This window comes from Nocardiopsis sp. NPDC055551 (genome assembly GCF_053619415.1).
Genome location: NZ_JBSHJJ010000004.1, coordinates 206,824 through 231,899, shown reverse-complemented (window position 1 = coordinate 231,899; position 25,076 = coordinate 206,824). Strand labels below are relative to the sequence as shown.

Annotated in this window: 25 protein-coding genes; 13 read left to right on the top strand and 12 right to left on the bottom strand. The window is 70.7% G+C overall.

Annotation, left to right across the window (positions count from 1 at the left end; translation table 11 throughout):
- Positions 1 to 154 precede the first annotated feature (154 nt).
- On the top strand, positions 155 to 1,036 hold the full coding sequence (locus ACWGSK_RS09645; protein WP_358510942.1) for a sulfurtransferase: 882 nt from the start codon (positions 155 to 157) through the stop codon (positions 1,034 to 1,036).
- Between the two features lie 17 nt (positions 1,037 to 1,053).
- On the opposite strand, the gene ACWGSK_RS09640 is transcribed toward ACWGSK_RS09645, so the two are convergent.
- Positions 1,054 to 2,310 (bottom strand): MFS transporter, encoded by a 1,257-nt coding sequence (locus ACWGSK_RS09640; protein ID WP_452455646.1) that lies wholly within the window; start codon positions 2,308 to 2,310, stop codon positions 1,054 to 1,056.
- Complete coding sequence (locus ACWGSK_RS09635; RefSeq protein ID WP_358510935.1) at positions 2,307 to 2,957, bottom strand: ArsR/SmtB family transcription factor; 651 nt, start codon at positions 2,955 to 2,957, stop codon at positions 2,307 to 2,309. The genes ACWGSK_RS09640 and ACWGSK_RS09635 overlap by 4 nt, the downstream gene beginning before the upstream one ends.
- A gap of 195 nt (positions 2,958 to 3,152) precedes the next feature.
- Here ACWGSK_RS09635 and ACWGSK_RS09630 point away from each other — a divergent pair, with 195 nt between their 5' ends.
- Both ACWGSK_RS09630 and ACWGSK_RS09625 read left to right on the top strand, forming a co-directional pair.
- The gene (locus ACWGSK_RS09630; protein WP_358510932.1) at positions 3,153 to 4,193 is read left to right on the top strand and encodes an LLM class F420-dependent oxidoreductase; all 1,041 of its coding nucleotides are present in this window, start codon (positions 3,153 to 3,155) and stop codon (positions 4,191 to 4,193) included.
- A gap of 106 nt (positions 4,194 to 4,299) precedes the next feature.
- On the top strand, positions 4,300 to 4,878 hold the full coding sequence (locus ACWGSK_RS09625) for a pentapeptide repeat-containing protein (protein ID WP_358510929.1): 579 nt from the start codon (positions 4,300 to 4,302) through the stop codon (positions 4,876 to 4,878).
- 409 nt (positions 4,879 to 5,287) lie between these two features.
- Here ACWGSK_RS09625 and npdG read toward each other — a convergent pair whose 3' ends face one another.
- Complete coding sequence (npdG, locus tag ACWGSK_RS09620) at positions 5,288 to 5,983, bottom strand: NADPH-dependent F420 reductase (RefSeq protein ID WP_452455645.1); 696 nt, start codon at positions 5,981 to 5,983, stop codon at positions 5,288 to 5,290.
- Between the two features lie 51 nt (positions 5,984 to 6,034).
- The gene (locus tag ACWGSK_RS09615; RefSeq protein WP_358510923.1) at positions 6,035 to 6,226 is read right to left on the bottom strand and encodes a hypothetical protein; all 192 of its coding nucleotides are present in this window, start codon (positions 6,224 to 6,226) and stop codon (positions 6,035 to 6,037) included.
- A gap of 113 nt (positions 6,227 to 6,339) precedes the next feature.
- Here ACWGSK_RS09615 and map (ACWGSK_RS09610) point away from each other — a divergent pair, with 113 nt between their 5' ends.
- From map (ACWGSK_RS09610) to ACWGSK_RS09585, 6 genes are all read left to right on the top strand, one after another.
- On the top strand, positions 6,340 to 7,191 hold the full coding sequence (gene map / locus ACWGSK_RS09610) for a type I methionyl aminopeptidase (protein WP_452455644.1): 852 nt from the start codon (positions 6,340 to 6,342) through the stop codon (positions 7,189 to 7,191).
- A 131-nt stretch (positions 7,192 to 7,322) separates the two neighbouring features.
- On the top strand, positions 7,323 to 7,445 hold the full coding sequence (locus ACWGSK_RS09605; RefSeq protein ID WP_358510917.1) for a hypothetical protein: 123 nt from the start codon (positions 7,323 to 7,325) through the stop codon (positions 7,443 to 7,445).
- Positions 7,446 to 7,472: 27 nt separating this feature from the next.
- Positions 7,473 to 8,012: a hypothetical protein gene (locus ACWGSK_RS09600; protein WP_452455643.1), complete on the top strand. Its 540-nt coding sequence runs from the start codon at positions 7,473 to 7,475 to the stop codon at positions 8,010 to 8,012.
- 58 nt (positions 8,013 to 8,070) lie between these two features.
- Positions 8,071 to 8,904, top strand: coding sequence for a M55 family metallopeptidase (locus ACWGSK_RS09595; protein WP_358510911.1), 834 nt, complete (start codon positions 8,071 to 8,073; stop codon positions 8,902 to 8,904).
- A 161-nt stretch (positions 8,905 to 9,065) separates the two neighbouring features.
- Complete coding sequence (locus ACWGSK_RS09590) at positions 9,066 to 10,457, top strand: M20/M25/M40 family metallo-hydrolase (protein ID WP_452455642.1); 1,392 nt, start codon at positions 9,066 to 9,068, stop codon at positions 10,455 to 10,457.
- 60 nt (positions 10,458 to 10,517) lie between these two features.
- A complete protein-coding gene (locus ACWGSK_RS09585; RefSeq protein WP_452455701.1) occupies positions 10,518 to 11,489 on the top strand; it encodes a S66 peptidase family protein in 972 nt (323 codons plus the stop codon).
- Positions 11,490 to 11,509: 20 nt separating this feature from the next.
- Here ACWGSK_RS09585 and map (ACWGSK_RS09580) read toward each other — a convergent pair whose 3' ends face one another.
- Positions 11,510 to 12,277, bottom strand: a complete 768-nt coding sequence (gene map / locus ACWGSK_RS09580) for a type I methionyl aminopeptidase (protein WP_452455641.1) — start codon at positions 12,275 to 12,277, stop codon at positions 11,510 to 11,512.
- A gap of 93 nt (positions 12,278 to 12,370) precedes the next feature.
- Between map (ACWGSK_RS09580) and ACWGSK_RS09575 the strand changes: the two genes are divergently transcribed.
- The 3 genes from ACWGSK_RS09575 to ACWGSK_RS09565 all read left to right on the top strand — a co-directional run bounded on the left by ACWGSK_RS09575 (position 12,371) and on the right by ACWGSK_RS09565 (position 16,279).
- Positions 12,371 to 12,664, top strand: a complete 294-nt coding sequence (locus ACWGSK_RS09575) for a helix-turn-helix transcriptional regulator (RefSeq protein WP_358510903.1) — start codon at positions 12,371 to 12,373, stop codon at positions 12,662 to 12,664.
- Positions 12,665 to 12,861: 197 nt separating this feature from the next.
- The gene (locus ACWGSK_RS09570) at positions 12,862 to 14,829 is read left to right on the top strand and encodes an acyl-CoA dehydrogenase family protein (protein ID WP_452455640.1); all 1,968 of its coding nucleotides are present in this window, start codon (positions 12,862 to 12,864) and stop codon (positions 14,827 to 14,829) included.
- 157 nt (positions 14,830 to 14,986) lie between these two features.
- Positions 14,987 to 16,279, top strand: coding sequence for an MFS transporter (locus ACWGSK_RS09565; RefSeq protein ID WP_358510897.1), 1,293 nt, complete (start codon positions 14,987 to 14,989; stop codon positions 16,277 to 16,279).
- A 6-nt stretch (positions 16,280 to 16,285) separates the two neighbouring features.
- On the opposite strand, the gene ACWGSK_RS09560 is transcribed toward ACWGSK_RS09565, so the two are convergent.
- From ACWGSK_RS09560 to ACWGSK_RS09530, 7 genes are all read right to left on the bottom strand, one after another.
- On the bottom strand, positions 16,286 to 16,471 hold the full coding sequence (locus tag ACWGSK_RS09560; RefSeq protein WP_358510894.1) for a hypothetical protein: 186 nt from the start codon (positions 16,469 to 16,471) through the stop codon (positions 16,286 to 16,288).
- Positions 16,472 to 16,493: 22 nt separating this feature from the next.
- A complete protein-coding gene (locus tag ACWGSK_RS09555; protein ID WP_358510891.1) occupies positions 16,494 to 17,063 on the bottom strand; it encodes a hypothetical protein in 570 nt (189 codons plus the stop codon).
- A gap of 101 nt (positions 17,064 to 17,164) precedes the next feature.
- Positions 17,165 to 17,800, bottom strand: coding sequence for a TetR/AcrR family transcriptional regulator (locus tag ACWGSK_RS09550; RefSeq protein WP_452455639.1), 636 nt, complete (start codon positions 17,798 to 17,800; stop codon positions 17,165 to 17,167).
- A 21-nt stretch (positions 17,801 to 17,821) separates the two neighbouring features.
- Positions 17,822 to 18,994 carry an acyl-CoA dehydrogenase family protein gene (locus ACWGSK_RS09545; RefSeq protein WP_452455638.1) on the bottom strand — a complete coding sequence of 391 codons (1,173 nt, stop codon included), beginning with the start codon at positions 18,992 to 18,994 and terminating at the stop codon, positions 17,822 to 17,824.
- A complete protein-coding gene (locus ACWGSK_RS09540) occupies positions 18,991 to 21,102 on the bottom strand; it encodes an ATP-binding protein (RefSeq protein WP_452455637.1) in 2,112 nt (703 codons plus the stop codon). The genes ACWGSK_RS09545 and ACWGSK_RS09540 overlap by 4 nt, the downstream gene beginning before the upstream one ends.
- A 13-nt stretch (positions 21,103 to 21,115) precedes the next feature.
- Positions 21,116 to 22,714, bottom strand: coding sequence for an acyl-CoA carboxylase subunit beta (locus ACWGSK_RS09535; RefSeq protein ID WP_358510879.1), 1,599 nt, complete (start codon positions 22,712 to 22,714; stop codon positions 21,116 to 21,118).
- Positions 22,711 to 24,465 (bottom strand): acyclic terpene utilization AtuA family protein, encoded by a 1,755-nt coding sequence (locus ACWGSK_RS09530; RefSeq protein ID WP_452455636.1) that lies wholly within the window; start codon positions 24,463 to 24,465, stop codon positions 22,711 to 22,713. The genes ACWGSK_RS09535 and ACWGSK_RS09530 overlap by 4 nt, the downstream gene beginning before the upstream one ends.
- Positions 24,466 to 24,626: 161 nt before the next feature.
- Between ACWGSK_RS09530 and ACWGSK_RS09525 the strand changes: the two genes are divergently transcribed.
- Positions 24,627 to 25,052, top strand: a complete 426-nt coding sequence (locus ACWGSK_RS09525) for a hypothetical protein (protein WP_358510873.1) — start codon at positions 24,627 to 24,629, stop codon at positions 25,050 to 25,052.
- The last annotated feature ends 24 nt before the right edge of the window (positions 25,053 to 25,076 follow it).

Genomic DNA, 25,076 nt, shown 5'->3' with positions numbered 1-25,076 from the left:
GGAGGGCCGACACCACGCTCCACGAACGCCGGCCGGGTCTCTCCCGGCCGGCGTTCTCGTGTGCGGGGGTCCTCACGCGCGGGGACGGAACAAGTGTGAGCCGCGTGAGGTTGATGCTCTGCGAAGCTGTCAGAACCAAGGGGGATTTGCGGACATGGCACCGAACACCGCGCCGACCGTGGGCGTGGCCTGGTTGGCGGAGCACCTGAACGACGAGGACCTCGTCCTCCTGGACGCCACCACGCACCTGAGCATGCCCGAGCAGGGCCCCTACACCGTGGAGTCGGGACGGGCCACCTTCGGCGCCGAGCACATCCCAGGCGCCCACTTCGCGGACCTGCTGACCGACTTCGCCGACCCCGACGCCCCGGCGCCGTGGACCGTCCCGTCCTCGGAACGGTTCGCTGCGAGCGCGGGCGCCCTGGGGATCGGCCCGGGCGCGCGGGTGGTGGTCTACGACCAGTCCAACGGTTTCTGGGCCACACGCCTGTGGTGGCACCTGCGGTTGGAGGGCTTCGACGACGTGGAGGTCCTGGACGGCGGGCTGAACGCCTGGAAGGCGGCCGGTCATCCGGTCACCGACGTCGCGTCGCCGGCCCCCACCGCACGGACCTTCGAGGCGCGCCGACGCCCCGAACTGCTGCGTTCCACCGAGGAGGTCCGGGCGGCCATGGGCGACCCGAACACGATCCTGGTCAACGTCCTGGACCCGAAGACCTACAGCGGCGAGAAGAAGAGCTACGCCCGCGCCGGGCACATCCCCGGCAGCATCAACCTTCCGGTCAGCGAGGTCACCGACCCCGCCACCGGAACGCTCAAGTCGGCGGACGAGCTGCGGACCCTGTTCGCGGCCAAGGGGCTGCTCGACCCCGGCGTCACGCCCGTCACCTACTGCGGCGGCGGGATCGCGGCCACCGGTGTGGCCCACGCGCTGGCCCTGGCCGGTCGCGAGGACGTGGCGGTCTACGACGGTTCGATGACGGCTTGGACGGCCGACGAGTCGCTCCCCCTGGTCACCGGCGACGAGCCCGAGTAGGAACGTGCCCCACCCGATCAGGGTGAGGCGCGTTCGGGTGCGGTCTCCGGTTCCTCCGGAGGCCGCGTCAGTCCTTGGGCGGAGCGGCCGAAGACGGGCAGCAGGACGGCCGCCAGGTAGACCGCCGCCCCCGCCATCAGGACCGGGGCCACCCCGAGTGCGCCGATCGCCACCCCGATACCGGGTGCGGCGATCGGCGCGCCGACCCGGGTCAGGGCGCCGACCATCGACACGCCCCGGCCCACCATGTTCGCGGGCAGGCGTTCGAAGATCAGCGCCGACAGGATCGGGTTGATGACCCCGCCGAACAGCCCGGACACACCCCAGACCACCAGGACGCCCCAGAGCGGTACGTCAAGGGCCAACACGAGGACGCGGGGCGGGCCGGCGACGGCCAGGGCCACGAAGAAGGTCGCGCGCCGGGGCAGGCTGTGGCCGATCCAGGCGGCGACCAGGGAGCCGAGCACCGAGGCGCCGCCGAGCGCTCCCGCCACCAACCCGACCCCCTCGGGCCCCCAACCCCCTTCGTGGGCCCAGATCGGCAGCACCAGGCTCATCACCGCGACGTCCACGACGTTGGTCACCAGGATCATCGTCGTCAGCGTGCGCAGCGGCAGATCGTCCCAGATGGCGCGCCACCCGACGTGCAACCGGGTCAGGTAGCCGTGGTCGGCCTCCGGGTCGGGTCCCTCCGCGTGCCCGGCGGTCTCGGTGTCGCGGCGCAGCATCACGGCCATGATCCCGGCCGCCGCCAACATGAGTGCGGCGTTCAGGTACAGGGCGGTGAGCGCGCCGAGAGCGGCGATCACGGCGCCGGCGGCGATGGGTCCGACCGTCGTGGAGAGCCGGTCGACGGTGCCGGTGAGTCCGGTGACCCGTTCCACCCGTACGCCGGCGGCGCGGGCCACGAACGGCGCCAACGACACCTTCGCGGCCTCGGAGGGGCCCGTGGCCAGGCCGATCACGGTGACCAGGGCGAGCAGGACCGGGAAGGGGAGCAGGCCCGCGGTGAACAGCACGGGGACGGTGACCAGGGTGAGGGCCGCTAGCAGGTCCACCCGGATGCTGACGGCGCGCTGGCCCACCCGGTCCAGGACGGGGCCGACGAACAGCCGGGCCAGGGTGTAGGCGCCCATCTCGAACAGGGTGACCAGACCCATGTGGGCGGGGCTGCCGGTGGTCTCCAGGACGAACCAGGGGATGGCGATCATGGCCAGGCGGGTGCCGATGTAGGCGCAGGCCTGGGCGGCGACCAGGCCGGTCACGGGTCTCATGGTGTTTCCTCCGCGGAGCCGGGGGGCGAGTCGGTCTCGGGGGCCCGGTCGTCGTCGGGGTCCGGTGAGGGGAAGGCGCCGAACTGGACGTTGACGGTGCGCTCCCCTGGTCCGCCCTCGTCGGAGTAACGGTTCAGAAGTTCGACCACCTCGACGCGGAAGCGTTCCATCTGGTCCAGGGTGAGGTCGACGGTGCGGTCGGCCATGAGTTGGGCCTCGCGCCATCCCTCCGGTTGGGCGGACCACAGATTCACGGCGGCGGCCAGGCGTTCGGACCAGCGGGCGGCGATGGCGTGGCGCAGCGTGGTGGTGAGTTCGGGCGCCTCGGTGTCCAGGTGTTCGGGCAGGCGGAAGCCCTTGTGGGCGGCGCGCCACCAGCGTTCACGGCTCGTGCCGAGGTCGGGATCCTCGGCGATGAACCCGTAGGTCTCCAGTTGGCGCAGGTGGTAGCTGGCCGAGGCCGAGGAGATGCCGAGCCGTTCTGCGATGGCCTTACCGGTGGCGGGCGCCTTCTGGATCAGCTGGTAGACGCGCATGCGCAGGGGGTGGGCCAGCCCACGCAGGGAGCGCGCGTCGAGGTGCGCGGCGTTCTCGAAGGGGTCGTGCGGGGCGGGTCGGTGGTCGGCGGGGTCGTGAGAGTCGGACATGACCCCACGATAGACGCCCAAGACTTCTTGGCCAAGAGTTGTTGGCCAAGAAGTCTTGGGCGTCAGTGGTGCCCGCACCCCCGGGAGCCGTGAGGCGCGTCACGGCCCGAATGCCGTTCGGCAGTACAGTGACGCGATACCAGGATCGCCACCATCGCCACGGGCCGGGCCCCGGCCCCACCGGGAGGACAGCAGATGCGCATCTCGATGCCGCTCCAGTACGCGGGCGAGCCCAAGGCCGCCGTCGACCAGGTCGTCGAACTGGAGAAGGCCGGCCTGGACACCGTGTGGGTCGCCGAGGCCTACGGCTACGACAGCCCCACCCTCATGGGTTACCTGGCCGCCCGGACCGAACGCGTGGAGATCGGTTCGGCCATCCTGCCCATGTACACCCGGACCCCCGCCCTCATCGCGATGACCGGAGCGGGGATCGACTACCTCTCCGACGGCCGTGCCATCATCGGCCTGGGCGCCAGCGGACCACAGGTCATCGAGGGTTTCCACGGCATTCCCTACACCAAGCCGCTGGCCCGCACCCGCGAGACCATCGAGATCTGCCGCAAGATCTGGGCGCGCGAGGAGCGTCTCACCCACGACGGCGGTGTGTTCACCCTTCCGCTGCCGCCTGAGCAGGGCACCGGCCTGGGCAAGCCGCTCAAGATCATCAACCACCCGGTGCGCCCGCGCATCCCGATCTACGTGGCCTCCCTCGGTATGAAGAACGTCGAGATGACCGCCGAGATCGCCGACGGGTGGCTGCCGCACCTGTTCATCCCGGAGAAGGCCGACAAGGTGTGGGGCAAGGCCCTGGAGCAGGGCAGGGCCAAGCGCGACGCCTCCCTCGGCGAACTCGACATCTCCGCCGGCGGCCTGCTCGCCATCGGCGAGGGCGAGGACGTCAAGAAGCTCTTGGAGTTCACCCGCCCGATGATCGCCCTGTACGTGGGCGGCATGGGCGCCAAGGGCAAGAACTTCTACAACACGGTGGCCCAGCGCTACGGCTACGAGGAGGCCGCCGAGAAGATCCAGGACCTGTACCTGGCCGGGAAGAAGGACGAGGCCGCGGCGGCGGTGCCCGACGAGTTCGTGGAGCTGACCAACCTGGTCGGCCCCGAGTCGTACGTGCGCGAGCGCGTGGAGGCCTTCCGCGCCGCCGGGGTCACCCGCCTCAACGTCACCCCGGTCGGCGAGGACCCCGCGAAGCTGATCGAGAAGGTCAAGGAGTGGGCCTCCTGAGCCCTCCCCCCCCCCGATGATCTTGCTCGCAGCGCCCATTTGGGCGCCCAACATGGCGCTGCGAGCAAGATCATTCCTCATGTGACGACTCGAAGAAGGGAAGTTCGTGGAGACCGTCGAGATCCGGGGAGCGAAGGTGCTCCTGCCCAGCGACGACGAGCCTACGGTGCGGGCCTGGCCCTATCCCTCCGAGCCGGAGGAGGAGCGGATCGCCAACGCCCACTTCTCCTCCGTGGACCTGACCTCGCACCGTCTGACCGGCGTCGACCTCCACCGTTGCCGGTTCACCGCATCGCGCCTGATGGGGGTGTCGCTGTCGTACGTTTCGATGACCGACGTGCTGTTCGAGGGATGCCAGTTCGACTACGCGAGTTGGGAACACGTCAAGGCCACCGGTGACGTGGCGTTCGTCGACTGTTCCTTCAAGGAGACGGGGATCGTCCGGAGTGACCTTCGGGGCGCGGTGTTCGACGACTGCGCCTTCGGCGCGGAGATCAAGAGCACCAAGATGTCAGGCACCGATCTGCGCGGGAGCGATTTGTCGGGGTTCTCCGGGCTGGCCTCGCTGCACGGCGCGAAGGTGACCGAGTTCCAGATCCGACAGCTGAGCGTGGCGATGATCCGTGACCTCGAACTCACCGTCACGGAGCTTCCGTTGGAATCCGGGCCTGGAGCATCGCGATAGCCACACCGCTTGAGGAGGACGAGGAGTGATTCTTCCAGGTGGGGCGCCTGAGGTCTCTGCTCTTGGGGTTGTCGGGCGGGGTGGGGTGGGTTCTCCCTCCTTCCCCGCCAGGCCACCGGAAGAGCCCCGACCCGAGGCTCCCCACCAACCCACCCGAACAACGCCCAACAACCCCGAGAGTCCCCCACCCCAGACCTATTGGCCGCTGCGAACGAGGTCCTTCGCCCACTCACCCTCACCGGCGTCGATCCCAGGTGGCTGAACCGGCGGTACCCCACACACTTCACCGCCGCTTTCCCAAGTGCCCTGTTTCCCAAGGACCCTGTTTCCCGAGGACCAAGAGGCGCTGTGAAACACGAACTGCGACGGCGCCGCCCGAATCCCCATGAGCGGCGCCGCACGTATTCGACTACAGGCCGGTGATACGAATACCGGCGTGGGTCTTGTAGCGGCGGTTGACCGCGATGAGGTTGGCGGTCAGCGCCTCCACCTGGTGGGCGTTGCGCAACCGGCCACCGAACACGCCACGCGCCCCGGGGATGCGCTCGGCCAGGGCCCGCACCACGTCCGTGGCCTCGCGGTCCTCGCCCAGCACCAGCACGTCCAGGTCGATCTCGGCCACCTCCGGGTCCAGCAGCAGCTTCGCCGACACGTGGTGGAAGGCGGCGGTGACCCGGCTGCCCGGCAGCACCTCGGCGGCCTGCTGGGCGGCGCTGCCCTCGGGCACGTCCAGCGCGAACGGCCCCTTCTTGTCGAAGCCGAGCGGGTTGACGCAGTCCACCACGATCTTCCCGGCGAGCTTGTCCGCCAACGCGACCAGCAACTCCCGGTGACCGTCCCAGGGCACCGCGACGATCACGATGTCGCCCTGGGCGGCGGCCTCGCCGTTGTCCAGCCCGTGCACCCGCACCTGATCGGACTCGCCCTCGACCAGGTCGTTCGCGGTCTTGGCGGCGCGCTCGGCGCTGCGAGAACCGATGTAGACGGTGTGTCCGGCCAGGGCGAACCGGCGGGCCAACCCTCGGCCCTGGTCGCCGGTGCCACCGAGCACGGCGATGGTCTTCCCGGTGATGTCCACGCCCTGCGGCGCCTTCTCTTCGCTCATGGGGCCGATCCTGTCAGAACGGGGTTCGGTGCGAAGCGCGCAGGGCCGTGCTCAACGGTCACCCTCGTTCTCCTCTTGTTCATCCCAGGCCTCGTTGCGTGCGGCGGCGATGCTCAACGCCCGTGACGCCGTCGCCTGGTCCGGGTAGGGCCCCAGTCGCTGGCTGTTGGGGCAGCCCTTCCCATGTTCGACCTCGTCGTGCCGCAGACAGAACCACCAACCGTCGTCCTGAACGTCCGCCACAGCCGACCCACCTTTCTCTAGCCGTTCTCGTGGGGCATCTACCCGCACCTGGGGTGCTCCTCACACCGGTCGTCGCGCCCCGCCGGTTCCACCCGCGAATACAATCAGTGTCCATGACTACTCCGCTGGTTCCTGGGCGCATCTCGCCGCAACGTTCGGTCCCCTCGCACATCGTCCGCCCGGAGTACGTCGGCAAGAAGCATCCGGTCGAGGGCGTCCTGGGCGACGTCCACGACGCCGAGACGATCGAGCGCGTGCGCGTGGCGAGCCGGATCGCCGCGCAGGCCCTGGAGGAGATCGGCAAGCGCGTCGAGCCGGGCGTGACCACCGACGAACTGGACCGGATCGGCCACGAGTTCCTGCTGGACCACGGCGCCTACCCGAGCACCCTGGGCTACAAGGGCTACCCGAAGTCGCTGTGCTCCTCCCTCAACGAGGTCATTTGCCACGGCATCCCCGACGACACGGTGCTCTCCGACGGCGACATCGTCAACATCGACATCACCGCCTACAAGGACGGTGTGCACGGCGACACCAACGCCACCTTCCTTTCGGGGAACGTCGCCGAGGAGAACCGGCTGCTGGTGGAGCGCACCCACGAGGCGACCATGCGCGCCATCAAGGCGTGCCGTCCGGGGCGCCAGATCAACGTGATCGGCCGGGTGATCGAGTCCTACGCCAAGCGGTTCGGCTACGGCGTGGTCCGCGACTTCACCGGCCACGGCGTGGGGCCGGAGTTCCACTCCGGGTTGATCATCCCCCACTACGACGACCCGCGCGCCACCACGGTCATGGAGCCGGGCATGGTGTTCACCATCGAGCCGATGATCACCCTGGGCGGGGTCGAGTACGACCTGTGGGAGGACGGCTGGACCGCGGTGACCGCGGACCGCTCCTGGACGGCCCAGTTCGAGCACACCCTGGTCATCACCGACTCCGGCGCCGAGATCCTCACCCTTCCCTAGGCGACCCATCGAGCCCACGGGCCCCGGCCGCGCCGCCGGGGCCCGACCCGTCTCCGCGACGACCTGGGGCGCGTGTGCTCACAGGGGGTGTCGGAGCGCTTCCTCTGTGCATGGGCTTAGAATTCTGAATCATGCATCTGAGCGCGCTGGTCGAGAGCACCCGTACCTTCGGGTACGAGTCATGCGCCGAAGGGTCTCCGGCCCCGCGTGTACTACTGAGAACCCTGTACAAGGCTCGTGAGATCGGCAGCTGACACCTCCGACCGACAGGGATCCACCCCATGGCGTTCTTCGTCCACCTGACCCCCCGAGCCAACATCGCCCTCGTCCAACGGTCCGGTGTGCGCACCTCCCCCGGACAGGGGAACGTCCGCGGGGTCTTCTGCTTCCCCATGCTTCCCTCCTACGCGGTGACCCACCAGTGGTTGCACGCGCTGGAACCCCATCACGAGCCACAGGGCATGGTCGCGGTGGACGTGCGGATCCCGGACGACGAGCCGGTGACGGTGGGCCACTTCGACGACCGCGACGCCCGCCGGGTCACCGCCTTGGAGGCGGTCCGCGTGGTCAGGTCCCTGGAGGATCCCGGTGGCTGGGAGGTGGTGGTGCCCCGTCCGGTGCTGCGCCGCGAGGTGGAACGCATCCGGGAGGTCGGCCGGGCCGGCGCGCGGCCACTCGTCCCCGAACCCTGCGCCCACACGGTGCCCACGGGCCCGCCCGACCTCTTCCTTCCCCCGTTCCCCACCGAGCCGCCCGTCAGCGTGCCCGACGTCTTCCTCCACTTCCAGTGGGCCATTCCGGAACAGGTCCGCGGCGACTGACCGAACCCGGCCCCGCCCCTATGGCCCCGCGAGGTGATCGGGCTCTAGGCTCTGCCGAATGAAGATCCTGATCTCCGCTGACATGGAGGGCGCCACGGGCGTCACCTGGCCCGCGGACTGTGAACCCGGAACCGAACAGTGGCAGCGTTGTCGTGGGATGTTCACCAGCGACGTCAACGCCGCCATCGCCGGACTCTTCGACGGCGGCGCCACCGAGGTCCTCGTCAACGAGGCTCACTCCACCATGCGCAACCTCCTGTTGGAGGAGCTGGACGAGCGCGCCTCCATGATCACCGGCAGGCACAAGGAACTCTCCATGATCGAGGGTGTGCAGACCGGTGACGTGGACGGGATCGTTTTCCTGGGCTACCACTGTGGGGCCGGGGACGACGGGGTGCTGGCCCACACCTACCTTCCCAACGCCATCACCGGGGTATGGCTGGACGGCGAGCCCGCGAGCGAGGGCCGGCTCAACGCCGCAGTGGTCGCCGAGTACGGAACCCCCGTCATCCTGGTCACCGGGGACGACCGGGCCTGCGAGGACGCCGAGTCCTACGCGCCCTTCGCCCGCACGGTCGCGGTGAAGGACCACGTCAGTCGGTACGCCGCGCGCTGCCGCCCGCCCGCGCGCACCGCCGCCGACATCCGCGAGGCCGCCGAACGGTCGATGACGCTGGCCGGCCGGATCGACCCGGTCGACCCCTCGTCCAAGGCGATGGAGATCGAGGTGGACTCCGCCCAGCTCGCCCAGGCCGCGGCGATCGTGCCGGGGGTGACCCGCACCGGCGCGCTCAGGGTCCGTTACACCTCCCCCGACGCCTACGAGATGATCCGCGCGTTCAAGACCGTCACCACGATGATCTCCAACCACATGGAGAAGGATTACGGCTGAACCATCCTGGCCGTTCGGAAGTCCCACTTCCGGGCGGTTCACCGGACAATCTCACGTGACAACCGGTAGAACTGTGCCCGGGACCCGGTAACGGCCGACCCTTGCCCCGAGCACGGTTCACCACCTCCCACCACCGAAAACCCCGAAGAAAGGCCGAGCCCGTGGGCCACACCAACACTTCCCTGCCCGACAGCGCCAGAGAAGAGGCGCTGGTCGCGGCAGGCGAGGACGCCATCCACCTGACCCGCGAGCTGATCAGACGCGACTCCACGAACCACGGCAAGGGCGAGGGCGACGAGCGCGCCGCCGCCGAGTTCGTGGCCGAGGCCCTCGGCGCCGCCGGCCTGTCCCCCGTGATCCTGGAGTCCGCCGACCGCCGCGCGAACGTGGTGGTGCGCGTCCCCGGCACCGACCCGGACGCCGACGCCCTGCTGGTGCACGGCCACCTGGACGTGGTGCCCGCCGACGCCCACGACTGGTCGGTGCCGCCGTTCTCCGGTGAGATCACCGACTGCCCGGTCACCGGCGCGCCTTCTCTGTGGGGTCGCGGCGCCGTGGACATGAAGAACACCATCGGTATGGTCACCGCGGTGGTGCGGTACTGGTCGAAGCTGGGGCTGCGACCGCGCCGCGACATCGTGTTGGCGTTCGTGGCCGACGAGGAGGACAGCGCCGCATACGGGGCGGACTACCTGGTGCGCGGGCACGCCGACCTGTTCGAGGGCTGCGCGGTGGCGATCGGTGAGGGCGGTGGCCACACGGTGCACACCCGCGACGCCGCCGGGGCTCCGGTACGGCTGTATCCGATCGGTTCGGCCGAGCGTGGCAGCGCGTGGCTGACCTTGCGCTCGCACGGCACGGCCGGGCACGGTTCCAGACCGCCGCGGGACAACGCCGTGGGCGCGCTGGCCGCCGCCGTGGCACGGATCGACCGGCACGATTGGCCACTGCACCTGACCCCGGTGGTGCGCTCGGCGATCGACTCGATCGCCGACGCCCTGGGCACGGAGCGGATCCCGGGCGACACCGACACCAACGAGGCGGTGGACGCCCTGGTGGCCCGTCTGGGCACAGCCGCGTCACTGGTGGGGCCGACGGTGCGCAACAGCGCCACCCCCACGATGCTCTCGGCCGGGTACAAGGTGAACGTGGTACCGGGAGAGGCGACCGCGGGCGTGGACGGCCGGGTGCTGCCCGGTGGCGAGGACGCGTTCGCCGCCACCATGGACGAGCTGACCGGGGACGGTGTGAGCTGGGAGTTCGCGCACGATTCGCCTCCGGTGGCCGCGCCGGTGGACTCGTTGGCCTTCGACGCGTTTCGGAACGCGCTGACCGCCCACGATCCCGAGGCGCGGGTGGTCCCGGTGTGCCTGGCCGGCGGTACGGACGCGAAGGTGTTCTCGCGGCTGGGCATCGATTGTTACGGCTTCTCCCCGATGCGTCTGCCCGAGGGGGTGGACTACCCGGGGCTGCTGCACGGGGTGGACGAGCGGGTGCCGTTGGAGGGTCTGCGGTTCGGGGTGCGGGTGCTGGACGATTTCCTGCGTTCCTGACCGGTGGAGGGGACGACGACAGAGGAGTGGGGGAGCGACGTGGGTGAGTCTGTGGCCGAGGTGCGCGAGGAATTCACGGGTGGAGGGGCGTCGGCGGTCGGGCCGACGACACTGCGTCGGCCGCCGAGGCTGCGTGAGGGCGATCGGGTTCGGTTGGTGGCCCCGTGCAGCCCGGTACCGGACGACCGGTTGGACGCGTCGGTGGAGATCCTCACCGGGTGGGGGCTGGAGGTCGAATCGGCCCCGCACGTACGCGACCGGCATCCGAGTCTGCCCTACCTGGCGGGCCTCGATCGGGACCGCGCCGCCGACCTGCAGGACGCCTGGTGCGACCCGGACGTTCGGGCGGTCTTCTGTGCCCGTGGCGGCGACGGCGCGCACCGGATGCTGGACCTGTTGGACTTCGAGGCGATGCGCCGGGCCGAACCCAAGGCGCTGATCGGGTTCAGCGACATCACGGCGCTGCACGAGGCGTTCGCCGTCGAACTGGGCGTGACGACGGTGCACGGCCCGGTGGTGGGAAGCCTCTACTTCGTGGGTGATGAGGTGGCTCAGGCGGAGTTGCGCGCCACCCTGTTCACCCCCGAGAAGCGGATGGTGCTCACCTCACCGGGGGCGCGCGCGCTGGTGCCGGGTCGGGCCGAGGGTGTGCTGTTCGGCGGGAACCTGAGCCTGCTCAACGACGGGTTGGCCACGCCGCACAGCCGTCTGGCGACCAACGGCGGCATCCTGGTCCTGGAGGACGTCAACGAGGACGCCGCCCGAGTGGACCGGATGCTCACCCACCTGCTGCGTACCGGCTGGTTGGACGGGGTGCGGGGGGTGGCGATCGGCACCTGGACGGACTGCCCACCGAACCCGGAGGTGATCGCCGACCTGATGCGCGACCGGCTCTCCCACCTGGGGGTTCCGGTGCTGTGGGGGCTGGATTTCGGTCACTGCGCCGCCCAGCTCACCCTTCCGCTGGGGGTCATGGCCACCTTGGACACCGAACACGCCCGTTTGGAACTGGCGGTCCCCGGCCTGGAGTGAGACCGGGGCAGGCCGCCTGTTCAGGGCAGGGTGAGCACCATGGGTCCGTCGTCGGTGACGGCGACGGTGTGCTCGCAGTGGGCGGCGCGGGTGCCGTCGTCGCTGAGCACCGTCCACCCGTCGTCGGCGTGGGCGTAGCCGTCCGAACCGCCGCGCACCAGCATCGGCTCGATGGCGATGGTCAGCCCCGGACGCAACCTCAGGCCCCGTCCGGGGCGACCGTCGTTGGACACGTCGGGGGCCTCGTGCATGGTGCGGCCGATGCCGTGTCCGCCGTGGTCGGCGGTGAGCCCGTAGCCGGCGGCGCGCGCGTCCCTGGCGATGGCGTGTCCGACGTCGCCCAGACGGGCGTCGGGTCGGGCCGCGGCGATGCCCCGGGCCAGGGCGGCCTCCGTGGCCTCGATCAACGCCAGGTCGGCGGGGTCGGCCTCGCCCACCACGAAGCTGATCGCGGCGTCGGCGGACCAGCCGCGCAGGCGGGCGCCGCAGTCCACGGTCACCAGGTCGCCGTCGTCCAGCCGTCGGGCGGAGGGGACACCGTGGACGATCTCGTCGTTGACGCTCACGCAGGCCACCCCGGGGAAGGGCATCGGCGCCCAGGCGGGGTGATAACCGAGGAAGAGCGCGTCCGCGCCGGCGTCGGCGATGACCTTCGCGGCGACGCGGTCCAGGTCGGCGGTGGTGCGGCCGGGCGCGGCCGTCTCGCGTGCGGCCTCCAACGCGTGGGCGACCACGCGGCCCGCTTCGCGCATGAGGACGATCTCTTCTGAGGTCTTCAGTTCGACCATGGGTTCGAGCACCTTTCGAGCCAATTTATATACCGGTATAACTATGCCATACGCTCCCGGGTCTCCGAAGGGCTCCGGGTTAGACTCATCCCCATGGTTCGTGAACCACTGACCGAAGAGCAGATCGAGCGAGGCCGTGCCCTGGGCGCCATGTTGCGGGCCGCCCGGGCCGAGCGCACCATGGTGGACGTCGCCCGCCGTTCCGGGATCTCCGTGGAGACCCTGCGCAAGATCGAGGGCGGACGCATCCCCACCCCGGCCTTCTTCACCGTCGCGGCCGTCGCCGCGACCCTGGACCTGTCCTTGGACGACCTGTTGCGGCGCACGGACACGGCCGTCGCCCCCAGTACGGCCCCCGCGACCCCGTTGCGCGACATCGCGGTCTGAAACCCCTCACCTCCACGGTGGCCGGATGATCTCCGTCCCCGGTGACCCCGAAACAGGACATCGGGAGCACTCGATGACCTACTACCTTTGGACTCATCACACCTGCGCCCGGGCGTGTTCGGTCCGCCGGTGTACGCGCTGGTGGTAGTCACGTGGGGACACGGGTGCGCGTCGAAGAACGACCACAGGGGGAGCACATGAGCGAACAGGCACCGTTGAAGCCGAACGAGGCCGAACTACGCGGTCTGTTGGACGGACGCTGGGCCAACGTGCGCGAGAGGGCCCGCGACGTCATCCGAGGCGACGTGTACGCCCCGGTGCACGACCTGTCCATGGAGGATCACCGCGCCCGCACCCTCGAACAGCTCCACGCGTTGGCCGCGACCGGCATGCCCGCCTACGGTTTCCCGAAGTCGGTCGGCGGCGCCGACGACGTCGGCGCCTCCGTGGTCGCGTTCGAGATGCTCGTCGCCGACATGTCCCTCATGGTGAAGATGGGTGTGCAGTTCGGGCTGTTCGGTGGGGCCATCAGCGCCCTGGGCACCGACGACCACCATCAGCGCTACCTGCCGAGCGTCATGAGCGTGGAGCTGCCCGGTTGCTTCGCGATGACCGAGACCGGTCACGGTTCGGACGTTCAGCGGTTGCGCACCACCGCCACCTACGACCCGGCCACCGAGGAGTTCGTGGTCCACACGCCCGACGAGTCGGCGCGCAAGGACTACATCGGCAACGCCGCCCGAGACGGGCGCGCGGCCGTGGTCTTCGCCCAGCTGCGCACGCCCGGCCCGGACGGTCTCGTCGAGCACGGCGTGCACGCCCTGATGGTGCCGATCCGCGACGATCAGGGACGGCCGATGCCCGGAGTCACCGTCGAGGACTGCGGCCCCAAGGCCGGTCTCAACGGGGTCGACAACGGCCGGCTGTGGTTCGACCAGGTACGGGTGCCTCGCACCGACCTGCTCAACCGGTACGGCGACGTCGCCGCGGACGGGACCTACTCCAGTCCGATCGAGAGCCCCAACCGTCGGTTCTTCACCATGTTGGGCACCCTCATCCGCGGTCGGGTCAGCGTGGCCGGGGGCGCCGGCACCGCCACGAAGGCGGCACTGGCCATCGCGATCCGCTACTCCGACACCCGCCGCCAGTTCACCCGCCCCGCCACCGACGACCACCCCGAGCAGGAGGTGAGGGTCCTCGACTACCTGGCCCAACAGCGCAAGCTGCTGCCGGCCCTGGCCCGCACCTACGCCCTGCACTTCGCCCAGGAGGAGCTGGTCACCCGACTGCACGAGCTCTCCCGCGACACCGAACGCGACGAGCACGCCCAGCGCGAACTGGAGTCGCGCGCGGCCGGTCTGAAGGCGATCTCGACCTGGCACGCCACCGCGACCATCCAGACCGCCCGTGAGGCGTGCGGTGGCTCGGGCTACATGGCGGAGAACCGGATCCCGCAGCTCAAGGCGGACTCGGACATCTTCACCACGTTCGAGGGCGACAACACGGTCCTGTTGCAGCAGCTGGCCAAGGCGATGCTGACCAACTTCAAGGACAACTTCGGCGACCTGGACCAGATGGGACTGGCCCGGTTCATGGCGGGCAAGGTGTTCGAGAACGTCATCGAGCGCACCGCCGCCATCCCGCTGATCGAACGGCTCATCGCCGCCGCCCCCGGCCGCAGCGAGGAGGCGGGGCTGTACAACCGGGGCTGGCACCTGGAGCTGTTCGAGGACCGGGAGAAGCACGTCCTCGAAGGGCTGGCGGCGCGTCTGCGCCGTTCCCGCAAGGACGGCGGCGACGCCTTCCAGGTGTTCAACCAGGCCCAGGACCACGTGTTGGCGGCCGGGCGGGCGCACATGGACCGGGTGGTCCTGGAGGCGTTCGTGGCGGCCATCGACCGCTGTGGTGACAAGTCCACCACCAAGCTCCTCAACCGGGTGTGCGACCTGTACGTGCTCTCGGTGATCGAGGAGAACAACGGCTGGTTCCTGGAGCACGAGCGGCTCTCCACCGCTCGTTCCAAGGCCGTCACGGCGGCCGTCAACGACCTGTGCCAGGGTCTGCGGCCCTACGCGGTCCAACTGGTGGACGCGTTCGGTCTGCGCGACGAGTGGTTGGGCGCCCCGATCGCGCTGGGCGCCGAACACCGCCGCCAGGGCGAATAAGGACCGACCCGCGTCGTACTCCCCGGTACGAACGCACGGGCGCCCCATGTCCACCGGGTTGCGACCTGGGGCCGTGGGGCGCCCGCCTCGCCTCTCCCCTTCCCTCGGACCACCCGGACGTCTAACATGAATCATCTTCATGTTAGGCAGGTCACACGTGCGTACACCCCCCGCGCCCGGAACCCCCTCCTCCCCCGAACAACCCGTCCCGGCCGCGTTGGCCGAGCCCACCCGCCCCGTCCGAGCGCTGTGGGTGGCCGGGATCAGCCTGGCCAACCTCGGCATGTGGATGGCGTTCTTCGGCCCCCTCCAGGTGCTGTTGCCCGAACAGATCGGCCGGATCGTCCCCGCCGACAAGGAGACCGTCCTGGCGTGGGTGACCGGGGTGGGCGCCACCATGGCCCTCATCGCCACTCCCCTGGCCGGCGCCCTGTCGGACCGCACCACCGGCCGCCTGGGCCGCCGACGCCCCTGGGTACTGACCGGAGCGGCGCTCGGCGGCGCGGGACTGGTGGTGCTGGGCACCCAGGAGACCGTCCTGGGCGTCCTGCTGGGTTGGTCGTTGGTGCAGACGGCCCTGTCCTGCCTGAACGCGACCCTGCTCGCCGCGGTCCCCGACCACGTGCCCCGGAGCCAGCGCGGCGCGGTCTCCGGGTGGATCGGCATCCCCCAGTCCGCCGGCGTGGTCGCCGCCGTCGTGTTGGTGACCATCGTGGTCACCGAGATCGCCCCCGGTTACACGCTCATCGGGGTGCTCACGCTGGTGCTCGCGCTTCCGTTCGCGCTGCTCTCACCCGATCCGCCGCTGCCGCGCGCGGCGCGCCCGCCCTGGCGCGGCATGCTGCGCGGGCTGTGGGTATCGCCCCGTCGGCACCCGGACTTCGGGTGGGCGTTCCTGACCCGTTTCCTCATCGGCACCGGCAACGCCATGTTCATCCTGTACCTGCTGTACTTCCTGCGCGACGCCGTGGGCTATGAGGAGCTCTTCCCCGGGTCGGCGGCCACCGACGGCCTGTTGACGCTGATCCTGGTGTACACGGCGGCGGTGGTGGCCACCACCGTGGTGGCGGGCCTGATCTCCGACCGGATCGGCCGACGTCGCGTCATGGTCGCCCTGGCGGGCGTGGTCATGGGCGTACCGGCGTTCATGGTGGCCCTCTCCCCCACCTGGCCGACCCTGCTGGTGTGCGCGGTGGTGTTGGGCGTGGGCTTCGGCGTGTTCCTGTCCGTGGACAACGCCCTGGTCACCGAGGTGCTGCCGAGCGCCGAGGGGCGCGCCAAGGACTTGGGGATCGTCAACATCGCCAGCTCCGGACCACAGGTGATCGCCCCGGCGCTGGCCGGCCCGATCGTGGTGCACCTGGGCGGATACCCGGTGCTGTACACCGTGTGCGGCCTGGTCTCCCTGCTCGGCGCGGCCGTCGTGTGGAAGATCAAGGGGGTCCGCTGAGCCACCTCAACGTGCCCAGCGCAGGCAGGCGTAGGTGATCACGAAGAACAACGCGCCGAAGAGCGCCCCGTAGGCGAGCGCCTGGATCCAGGTGTCCCCCATCAGCGCACGCAACGGCACCAGGACGACGGCGGAGATCACCGCCGGTCCGGTCGCGTTCAACAGCGGCCGTCGGGCGGGTTCGGGGGACACGCGTGGCTCCTTCGCACGGACTTCACTCGGTGACGGCGTCCAGCGAACCGGTGTCGGACCGGGACAGCCCGGCGACCTCCTCGCCGCGCCGACGGGCCGGTTCCCACCACCACCAGTGCGTCTGTGGCACCCAGGTGGGGATCTCCTCGACGCTGGTCGGCGCGGCCTCGGCCGCCACCGCCTCCAGGGCGTCGTCGATGCGCGGAACCGCCTCCAGGTCGCCCGGGCGCATACAGCGTTCCCACGGAACGAACTCGTCACCGAGGATCTGCAGCATGGAGCGGCGCCAGCACGCCGCGCGGTAACCCTCGTGCCTGCCGTTGTCGGCCGCGGTCTGGGTCCGCACCACGTACAGGCCCATCCTGTCGGGGTTGCTGCCGCTGACCAGGAGTTCGGAGAGGGTGGCGATGAGGTTCTGTCCGCCCTGGGACCGGCGTTCGGACCGGTCGGTGGCCCGGTACAGGTCGAAGAGCCGGGCGAAGGCCGTGTCCATCAGGGCGTCACGGTCCCGACGCCGCGCGGCGCTCTCCGCGAACGCGTCCACCGCCCGCCTGGCCAGGCCGGGGAGGTCCCTGCCCGTATCCGCACTCACCGACGCACCGCCTTGTCCATCGAACCCGTCATGGCCGGGCCGAGGTGAGGCCCGGCCCGCTTCACGATCATAATCCCGGCGATGCCGGAGCGGATAGGAGGTTACCGCCTGGTATCCGCTTCTGGCACGTCCTCGCCGCGCAGGGTGTGTTCGAGCATGCGGGCCCACTGACCGACGACACGGCGGCGTCGTGCCCGGTCATCGGTGAGGAGGTTGGCCAATCCCAGTCCGCGGGCCAGGTCCAGGGTGGCCTGGACCGCCTCCCGGGTCCCGGGGACCGACTCGTCGGCGTCGAGCAGGTCCACCACCGCGTGGTGCAACTCCCGCCCCACCTGTTCCTCCAGGGGGATGAGTTGGGCGCTCAGGGCCGGCTCTCCGGCCGCGGCCGCCCACAACTGAAGGGCGGCGTCGAAGTCAGGGCCGCTGAAGGCGTCCACCACCATCTGCACCACGGCCTCGGTGCGTCCCGGCCCCGCTTGGACGGACGCCGCCCGGCGACGCAGGTCGGCGCTACGACTGTCGACCATGTGCCGCAGCGCCGCCAGCAGTAGTTCCTCCCTCGTCGGGAAGTGGTGCTGGGCGGCGCCGCGGGAGACCCCGGCGCGTTCGGCGACGGCGCTCACCGTCGCGCCGGGTACCCCGCGTTCGGCCAGACAGGCGACGGCCGCGTCCATCAACCTGGCCCGGGTGAGCCGGCTGCGTTCCTGTCTGGGTCCACGGTCCGGTGCCGTCTCCACTCGCGCCTCTTCCCTTGAACGTCAGTACGACTTGGGCAACCCCAGGGACTGCTGGGCCACGTAGTTGAGGATCATCTCGCGGCTCACCGGGGCGATCCGGGCCAACCGGGAGGCGGCGATCATCGCTCCCAATCCGTACTCGCTCGCCAACCCGTTGCCGCCCAGGGTCTGCACGGCCTGGTCCACCGAACGCACGCACGCCTCGGCGGCGGCGTACTTGGCCATGTTGGCCGCCTCCCCGGCGCCCGCGTCGTCGCCGGCATCGTAGCGGAGCGCGGCGTAGTGGGTCATCAGTCGCGCCTGCTCCATCTCGATCTTGATCTGCGCGAGCGGGTGCGCCAACCCCTGGTGGGCGCCGATGGGCCGGTCCCGCCACACCACGCGTTCCCTGGCGTAGGAGACCGCCTTGTCGAGCGCGTGTCGGGCGAAGCCGGTGGAGAAGGCGGCCGCCATGATGCGTTCGGGGTTGAGTCCGGCGAACAGTTGTCGGAGTCCGGCCTCGGGATCGCCGACCAGGGCGTCGGCGGGGAGGCGCACGTCGTCCATGAACAGTTGGAACTGGTGGTCGGGGCCGACGATGTCCATCTCGATCCGCCGGGCCTCGAAGCCGGGGGTCGCGGTGGGGACGATGAACAACGCGGCGGACAGCTTCCCGGTGTCGGAGTCCTCGACGCGGCCGACCACGAGCACGGCGTCGGCGACGTCGACCCCGGAGATGAAGGTCTTGCGGCCGTTGAGCACCCATTCGTCACCGTCGCGTCGGGCGGTGGTGGTGAGGCGGTGGGAGTTGGATCCGGCGTCGGGTTCGGTGATGGCGAAGGCCATGATGGTCTCGCCGCTCGCCAACCCGGGCAGCCGGTCTCGTCGCTGCTCGGGCGTGCCGAAGCGGGACAGAACGGTGCCGCAGATGGCCGGGGAGACGACCATCATCAGGGTGGGACAGCCGGCGGCGCCGAACTCCTCCATGACGGCGGCCAGGTCGCCGATGCCGCCACCGCCGCCGCCGTACTCCTGGGGGAGGTTGACGCCCAGGTAGCCGAGTTCGCCGGCCTCCTGCCACAGTTCGCTCATGTAGGCGCCCTCAGCGGCCTTGGCCCTGGTGTACTCGGGGCCGTATCGGGAGGCCAGGGCCGCGACGGCGGCCCTCAGCTCGACGCGTTCGGCGGGTTCGTCGAAGGTCATGGCACCGGTCACGGGTTCGTTCCTTCCTCGCCGTTGGGGGCGGGGTCTGTGGTCGGTTCGGCGTTCGTGTCGTAGTCGAGGACCGCGAGGGGCGCGCCGGCGCCGACCCGCTCCCCCGCCGACACGGGCAGTTCACGGACGGTCCCGGCGGCGGGGGCGGTGACACGGTGTTCCATCTTCATGGCCTCCATCCGCAGCAGGATCCGCCCTTGGGCCACGTGTTCGCCGACCTCGACGTCCACGGCGGTGACCGTGCCCGGCATGGGTGCCGGGAGTGCGCCGGGGTCGACCCTGGATTCGGGTGAGGGCAGCGGATCGACGGGGACGAGGGCGACCGACCCGAGCGAGGACTCCACGTACACGGAGCCGGTCGTGTCCGGCCGTTGCCCGGGGACCCGGTGGATCTCGAAGGCGCGGCGCACCCCGCGCAACTCCAACACGACCGTTTCCGCCCCGGCCGACAGCACCCGTACACCTTCCTGTTCGGGCAGGTGGGCACCGCGCACCGACCGGAACCGCGTAGTGACCTCCCGACCGTCGGAGGTGGTGTGCCTTCGGGTGTGCGGCGCCGAGGGCACGTTGCGCCAGGCGGAGGGGACCCCGGTGGGCACGGTGGCCGTGGAGCGGGCGGCCTCGACCGAGGCGAGTGAGGCCGCCAGGGCGGCCAGGTCCTCGGTGGCGGGGGTGGCCAACGGTGACGCCAGTTCGGTGAGCCGGTCGCCGGTGAGGAACCCGGTGTGCAACCCCTCCGGTCGGGTTTGGGCACCGGCCATGAGGGGGTGACGCAGGGAGCGCACCAGCAGGTCCCGGTTGGTGCCGACGCCGTGCAGGCGGGCTCCGGCCAGGGCGGCGGACAGACGACGCAGGGCGTCGCGGCGGTCGCGGCCCACGGCGATGACCTTGGCGAGCATCGGATCGAAGTCGACGCCGACCTCGTCACCGGTCTCCACCCCGTGGTCCAGCCGCACCCCGGGTTCGGTGAGCGGAGTGAAGGAGGTGTCCGTGGCCGGGACGTCGAACGCGTGCAGGACGCCGGTGCGCGGTCGCCAGTCCTCGCGGGGATCCTCCGCGTACAGGCGGGCCTCGATGGCGTGCCCGCGCGGGGCGGGTGGTCCCTCCTTCGGGAGCGGTTCCCCCTCGGCCACGCGCAACTGCCACTCGACCAGGTCGAGCCCGGTGACGCACTCGGTGACGGGGTGTTCCACCTGTAGGCGTGTGTTCATCTCCAAGAAGACGGGTTCGCCCAGACCGTCGTCGGTGACGGGGACGAGGAACTCGGCGGTTCCGGCCCCGGTGTAGCCGATGGCCGTGGCCAGGTCCTCGGCGGCCCGGTGCAGGCGTTCCCGGATGTCCTCGGGCAGACCGGGGGCGGGGGTCTCCTCCAGGACCTTCTGGTGCCGGCGCTGTACCGAGCAGTCGCGTTCGCCGACCGCCCAGACGGTGCCGTGCAGGTCGGCGAGTACCTGGACCTCCACGTGGCGGCCGCGTTCGACGTAGGGCTCGCAGAACACGGCGGGGTCGCCGAAGGCGGAGGCCGCCTCGGTGCGGGCCGCCTCGACCTCGGTGGACAGGGCCGCCAGGTCGCGGACCACCCGCATGCCGCGGCCACCGCCCCCAGAGACCGCCTTGACCAGCACGGGCAGGTGTTCGGCGCGTACCTCTGTGGGGTCGAGGGCGTCGGCGACCGGGACACCGGCGTCGCGGGCGACCTTCTTGGCGAGGGTCTTGGAACCCATCTGTTCGACGGCCTGCGCCGAGGGGCCCACCCAGGTGAGTCCGGCCTCGACGACGGCGCGGGCGAAGCCGGCGTTCTCGGACAGGAATCCGTAGCCGGGGTGGATCGCGTCGGCTCCGGCGGTGCGGGCCGCCTCGACCAGGGCGTCGGGGTCCAGGTAGGCGTCCACGGGGCCGCCACCCTCGGGGACGGGCAGCGCGACGGCCGCGTCGGCCTCGCGCACGTGGGCCGCGTCCTCCTCTCCCGGCGCGTACACGGCCACGCTGGTCAGGCCCAGGGTTCGGCAGGTGCGGATGATCCTGCGGGCGATCTCGCCTCGGTTGGCCACCAGCAGGGCGGTGACGGGTCGGACGGTTCCGGCGGTGGTGGGGTCGATCCGTGTCATGTCCTGGCCTCCTCTACATGCGAAAGACGCCGAAGGCGTCGGTGCCGGCGACGGGCGCGTTGTGCGCGAAGGACAGGCACAGTCCCAGGACCGTGCGGGTGTCGCGGGGGTCGATGACCCCGTCGTCGTAGACCCGGCCGGACAGGAACATCGGTAGGGACTCGGCCTCGATCTGGTTCTCGACCATCTCCCGCATGGCGCGGTCCTGTTCCTCGTCGTAGGGCAGCCCCTTCTTGGCGGCCGAGGCCCGAGAGACGATGGAGATGACCTCGGCGAGCTGTCCGGGGCCCATCACCGCCGAGCGGGCGCTGGGCCAGGCGAAGAGGAAGCGCGGGTCGTAGGCGCGACCGCACATCCCGTAGTGCCCGGCCCCGAAGGAGGCGCCGATGAGCACCGAGAAGTGCGGAACGGTGCTGTTGGAGACGGCGTTGATCATCATCGATCCGTGCTTGATGATGCCGCCCTGCTCGTACTCGGCGCCGACCATGTAGCCGGTGGTGTTGTGCAGGAAGATCAGCGGGGTGTCGGAGCGGTTGGCCAGCTGGATGAACTGGGCGGCCTTCTGTGACTCCTCGCTGAACAGCACGCCGTTCTCGTTGGCCAGGACGCCGACCGGGTAGCCGTGCAGGCGTGCCCAACCGGTGACCAGCCCGGCGCCGTAGGAGGGCTTGAACTCGTCGAACTCGGAGCCGTCGACGACGCGGGCGATGACCTCGCGGGGGTCGACGGGGACCTTGAGGTCGGGCGGCATGACGCCCAGGAGTTCCTCGGCCGGGTGGAGGGGTTCGGGTGCGGTGGCACTCGGGGCGGGGCCGGCCTTGGTGTGGTCGAGCCGGGCGACGATGCGCCGCCCGATCCGGATGGCGTCGTGTTCGTCCTCGGCCAGGTGGTCGGCGAGCCCGGACACCTCGGCGTGCATGCGTGCCCCGCCCAGGGACTCGTCGTCGCTCTCCTCACCGGTGGCGGCCTTGACCAGCGGCGGCCCGCCCAGGAACACCTTGGCCCGGTCGCGCACCATGACCACGTGGTCGCTCATCCCGGGGACGTAGGCGCCGCCGGCGGTGGAGTTGCCGAACACCAGGGCGATGGTGGGGATACCGGCCCTCGACAGGCGTGTGAGGTGGCGGAAGGTGCCGCCGCCGGGGATGAAGATCTCCTTCTGGGTGGGCAGGTCGGCACCGCCCGACTCCACCAGGCTGATCATCGGCATCCGGTTGCGTTCGGCGATCTCCCCGGCGCGCACGGACTTCTTGAGGGACCAGGGATTGGTGGCGCCGCCCCGCACGGTGGGGTCGTTGGCGACGATCACGCACTCGACCCCGGAGACCACGCCGACGCCGGTGACGACGCTCGCGCCCACCTGGAAGTCGCTGCCCCAGGCGGCGAGGGTGGACAGCTCCAGGAAGGGACTGCCCTCGTCGAGGAGGAGTTCGACGCGTTCGCGGGCGAGCAGACCACCTCGGGAACGGTGGCGTTCGACGTAGCTCTCACCACCGCCGGCCAGGGCCTTGGCGTGTTCGGCGTCGATCTCGGCGAGCCTGCCGAGCATCTCCTCCCGCGCCTCGGCGTAGGCCGGGCCACGGATGTCGAGTCTGGAGGTCAGGACGCTCACGGGTTCTCCTCGGTCTTCGAGGTCGGGAGGTGTTCCAGCAGGGCCACCGGAACGGGGAGGCGGCGCGCGCGCAGCCATTCGCCGAGCCCCTTGGCCTGGGGGTCCAGGCCCTCGCGGCGGGCGGTGCCGGGGGCGAGGACCCCCTCGATCCAGAAGTCGACGGCGCGCAGGTTCGGCAACGGGTGGCGGGTGACGGTCAGCTCCGCGATCTCGGGCAGCAGCTCGCGCAGGACGTCCACGGTGAGGGTGTGGGCGAGCCAGCGCCAGCCCTCCTCGGTGGTGGCCCACACGCCCAGGTTGGCGTGGGCGCCCTTGTCGCCGCTGCGGGCGCCCAGCACCAGGCCGAGGGGGACGGTGCGGGTGGGGCCCTCGGGCGGCGGCGCGGGCGGGTCCGGTTCCGGTACGGGGGCGAGCCCGCGGGTGCGTTCGGGCGGCGCGACCGATTCCCGATCACCGTCGGGGGTGATCACGGTGTGCTCGATCTCCGTGGCGGGGACGAGGGCGTGCGTGGCGGTGACCCCGTCGGGGCGCGCGTCACGCGGTGGCGCGGTGATGTGGAACCCGGCGTAGCTGCCGAGGGCGAGTTCGACGGCGGCGGCGCCGAAACGGCGTCCGATGACGGCCGGATCACCGTCACGGGCCACGACCTTCAGGCGTGCGGTCGCGTCGTCCTGGGTGCGGCCGTGGGGGTCGACGGCGGGGGTGAACTCGAAGCGCAGCTCCGCGGGCGGACGGTGTTCGAGGGCGGCGCGCATCTGCCGCTCGGCCCGCGCGGCCTTGGCCTGGGCGTCCAGTCCGGTGATGAGGAACTCGACCTCGTTGCGAAAGCCCGTGAGCCGGGTCAGGCCGACCTTGACGTCGGGCGGCGGGTCCTCCCCCACCACCCCGTCGATCCGCACCCGGTCGGGTCCCTCCTGGGTGAGGCGGACGGTGTCGAGTCGAGTGGTGACGTCGGGTCCGGCGTAGCGGGCGCCGTCGATCTCGTAGACCAGTTGGGCGGTGACGGTGCCCACCGTGACCGCGCCCCCCGAACCCTCGTGCTTGGTGATGACGCTGCCGCCGTCGGCGGCGATCTCGGCGATGGGGAAGCCGGGGTGGTCCAGGTCGCGGCCGGCGAGCTCGTCGATCAGCGCGTAGTTGCCGCCGGTGGCCTGGGTGCCGCACTCGATGACGTGTCCGGCCACGGTCGCGCCGGCCAGGGCGTCGAGGTCCTCACGGGTCCAGCCGAAGTGGGAGACGGCCGGGCCCACCACGAGGGACGCGTCGGTGACCCGCCCGGTGACGACGATGTCGGCGCCCAGGTCCAGGCAGCGGGCGATGCCGAAGGCGCCGAGGTAGGCGTTGGCGGTGAGCGGGTGCCCGAACTCGAATTCCTCGGCCCGATGCAGGACGTCATCGCCGGTGACGCAGGCGATCCGGGGCTCGAAGCCCAGTCCGTCGGCGAGTTCGGTGAGCTTGTCGGCCAAACCTCGGGGGTTGAGTCCTCCGGCGTTGGTGACGACCCGGACCCGGCGCTCCATGAGCAGCCCCAGGCACTCCTTCATCTGTTCGAGGAAGGTCCTGGCGTAGCCCCGGGCGGGGTCGGTCAGTTGGTCGCGGCCGAGGATGGCCATGGTGAGTTCGGCCAGGTAGTCACCGGTGAGGACGTCCACCGTGCCTTCGGTGAGCATCTCGCGCACCGCGCCGAGGCGGTCTCCGTAGAACCCGGAGGCGTTGCCGACCCGCAGGGAGGGGGCTGCTGTAGCGGTCATGGAAACGAGGGTGACACCGGACACAGGAAAAAACAAGCATCTGTGCTTGTTTCTGATTCGCCCGGTTCAGAACCCCTATCCGATGAAATGGCCGGAACCGGACGCGATCATCCCGTTACGGAGGGCGTCTTCCGGGACATGGGGCCGGTATTTTGACGCGGGTGAGCACCTCCTCAGAAGACACCAAGGACACCACCCCCACCTCCGAAGCCGCCGAGGACGGCGCGGGCGAAGCCTTCGTCGCCGGTGTCCCCGAACCCCGACCGGCCGGCCTGTTCGGACCCGAGACCTTCAGCGTGGCCGGGCTCCTGCTACTGGCCACCACCCTCTTGTCCACCGAGCTGGTGGCGATCTTCAACCAGCACACCCTGACCGGCGCGCAGGGCACCCTGAGTGCGGCGGTCCAGGGGCAGCTGACCGGCGCCGGCCTGTTCTCCGCCCTGGCCGTGGTGAGCGCCGCCGTGGCATTGCTGCGCGCCGCGCCCACCACCCGCCCGTGGGCACGCCACCTGGCCGCGGCCACGGTCATCGTCGGTCTGCTGCTGGTCCTGCTGACCGTGACCTCCTACGTCCTGCTCTCCCCCTGACCCCTCCATCCCCGGGCCGGAGGC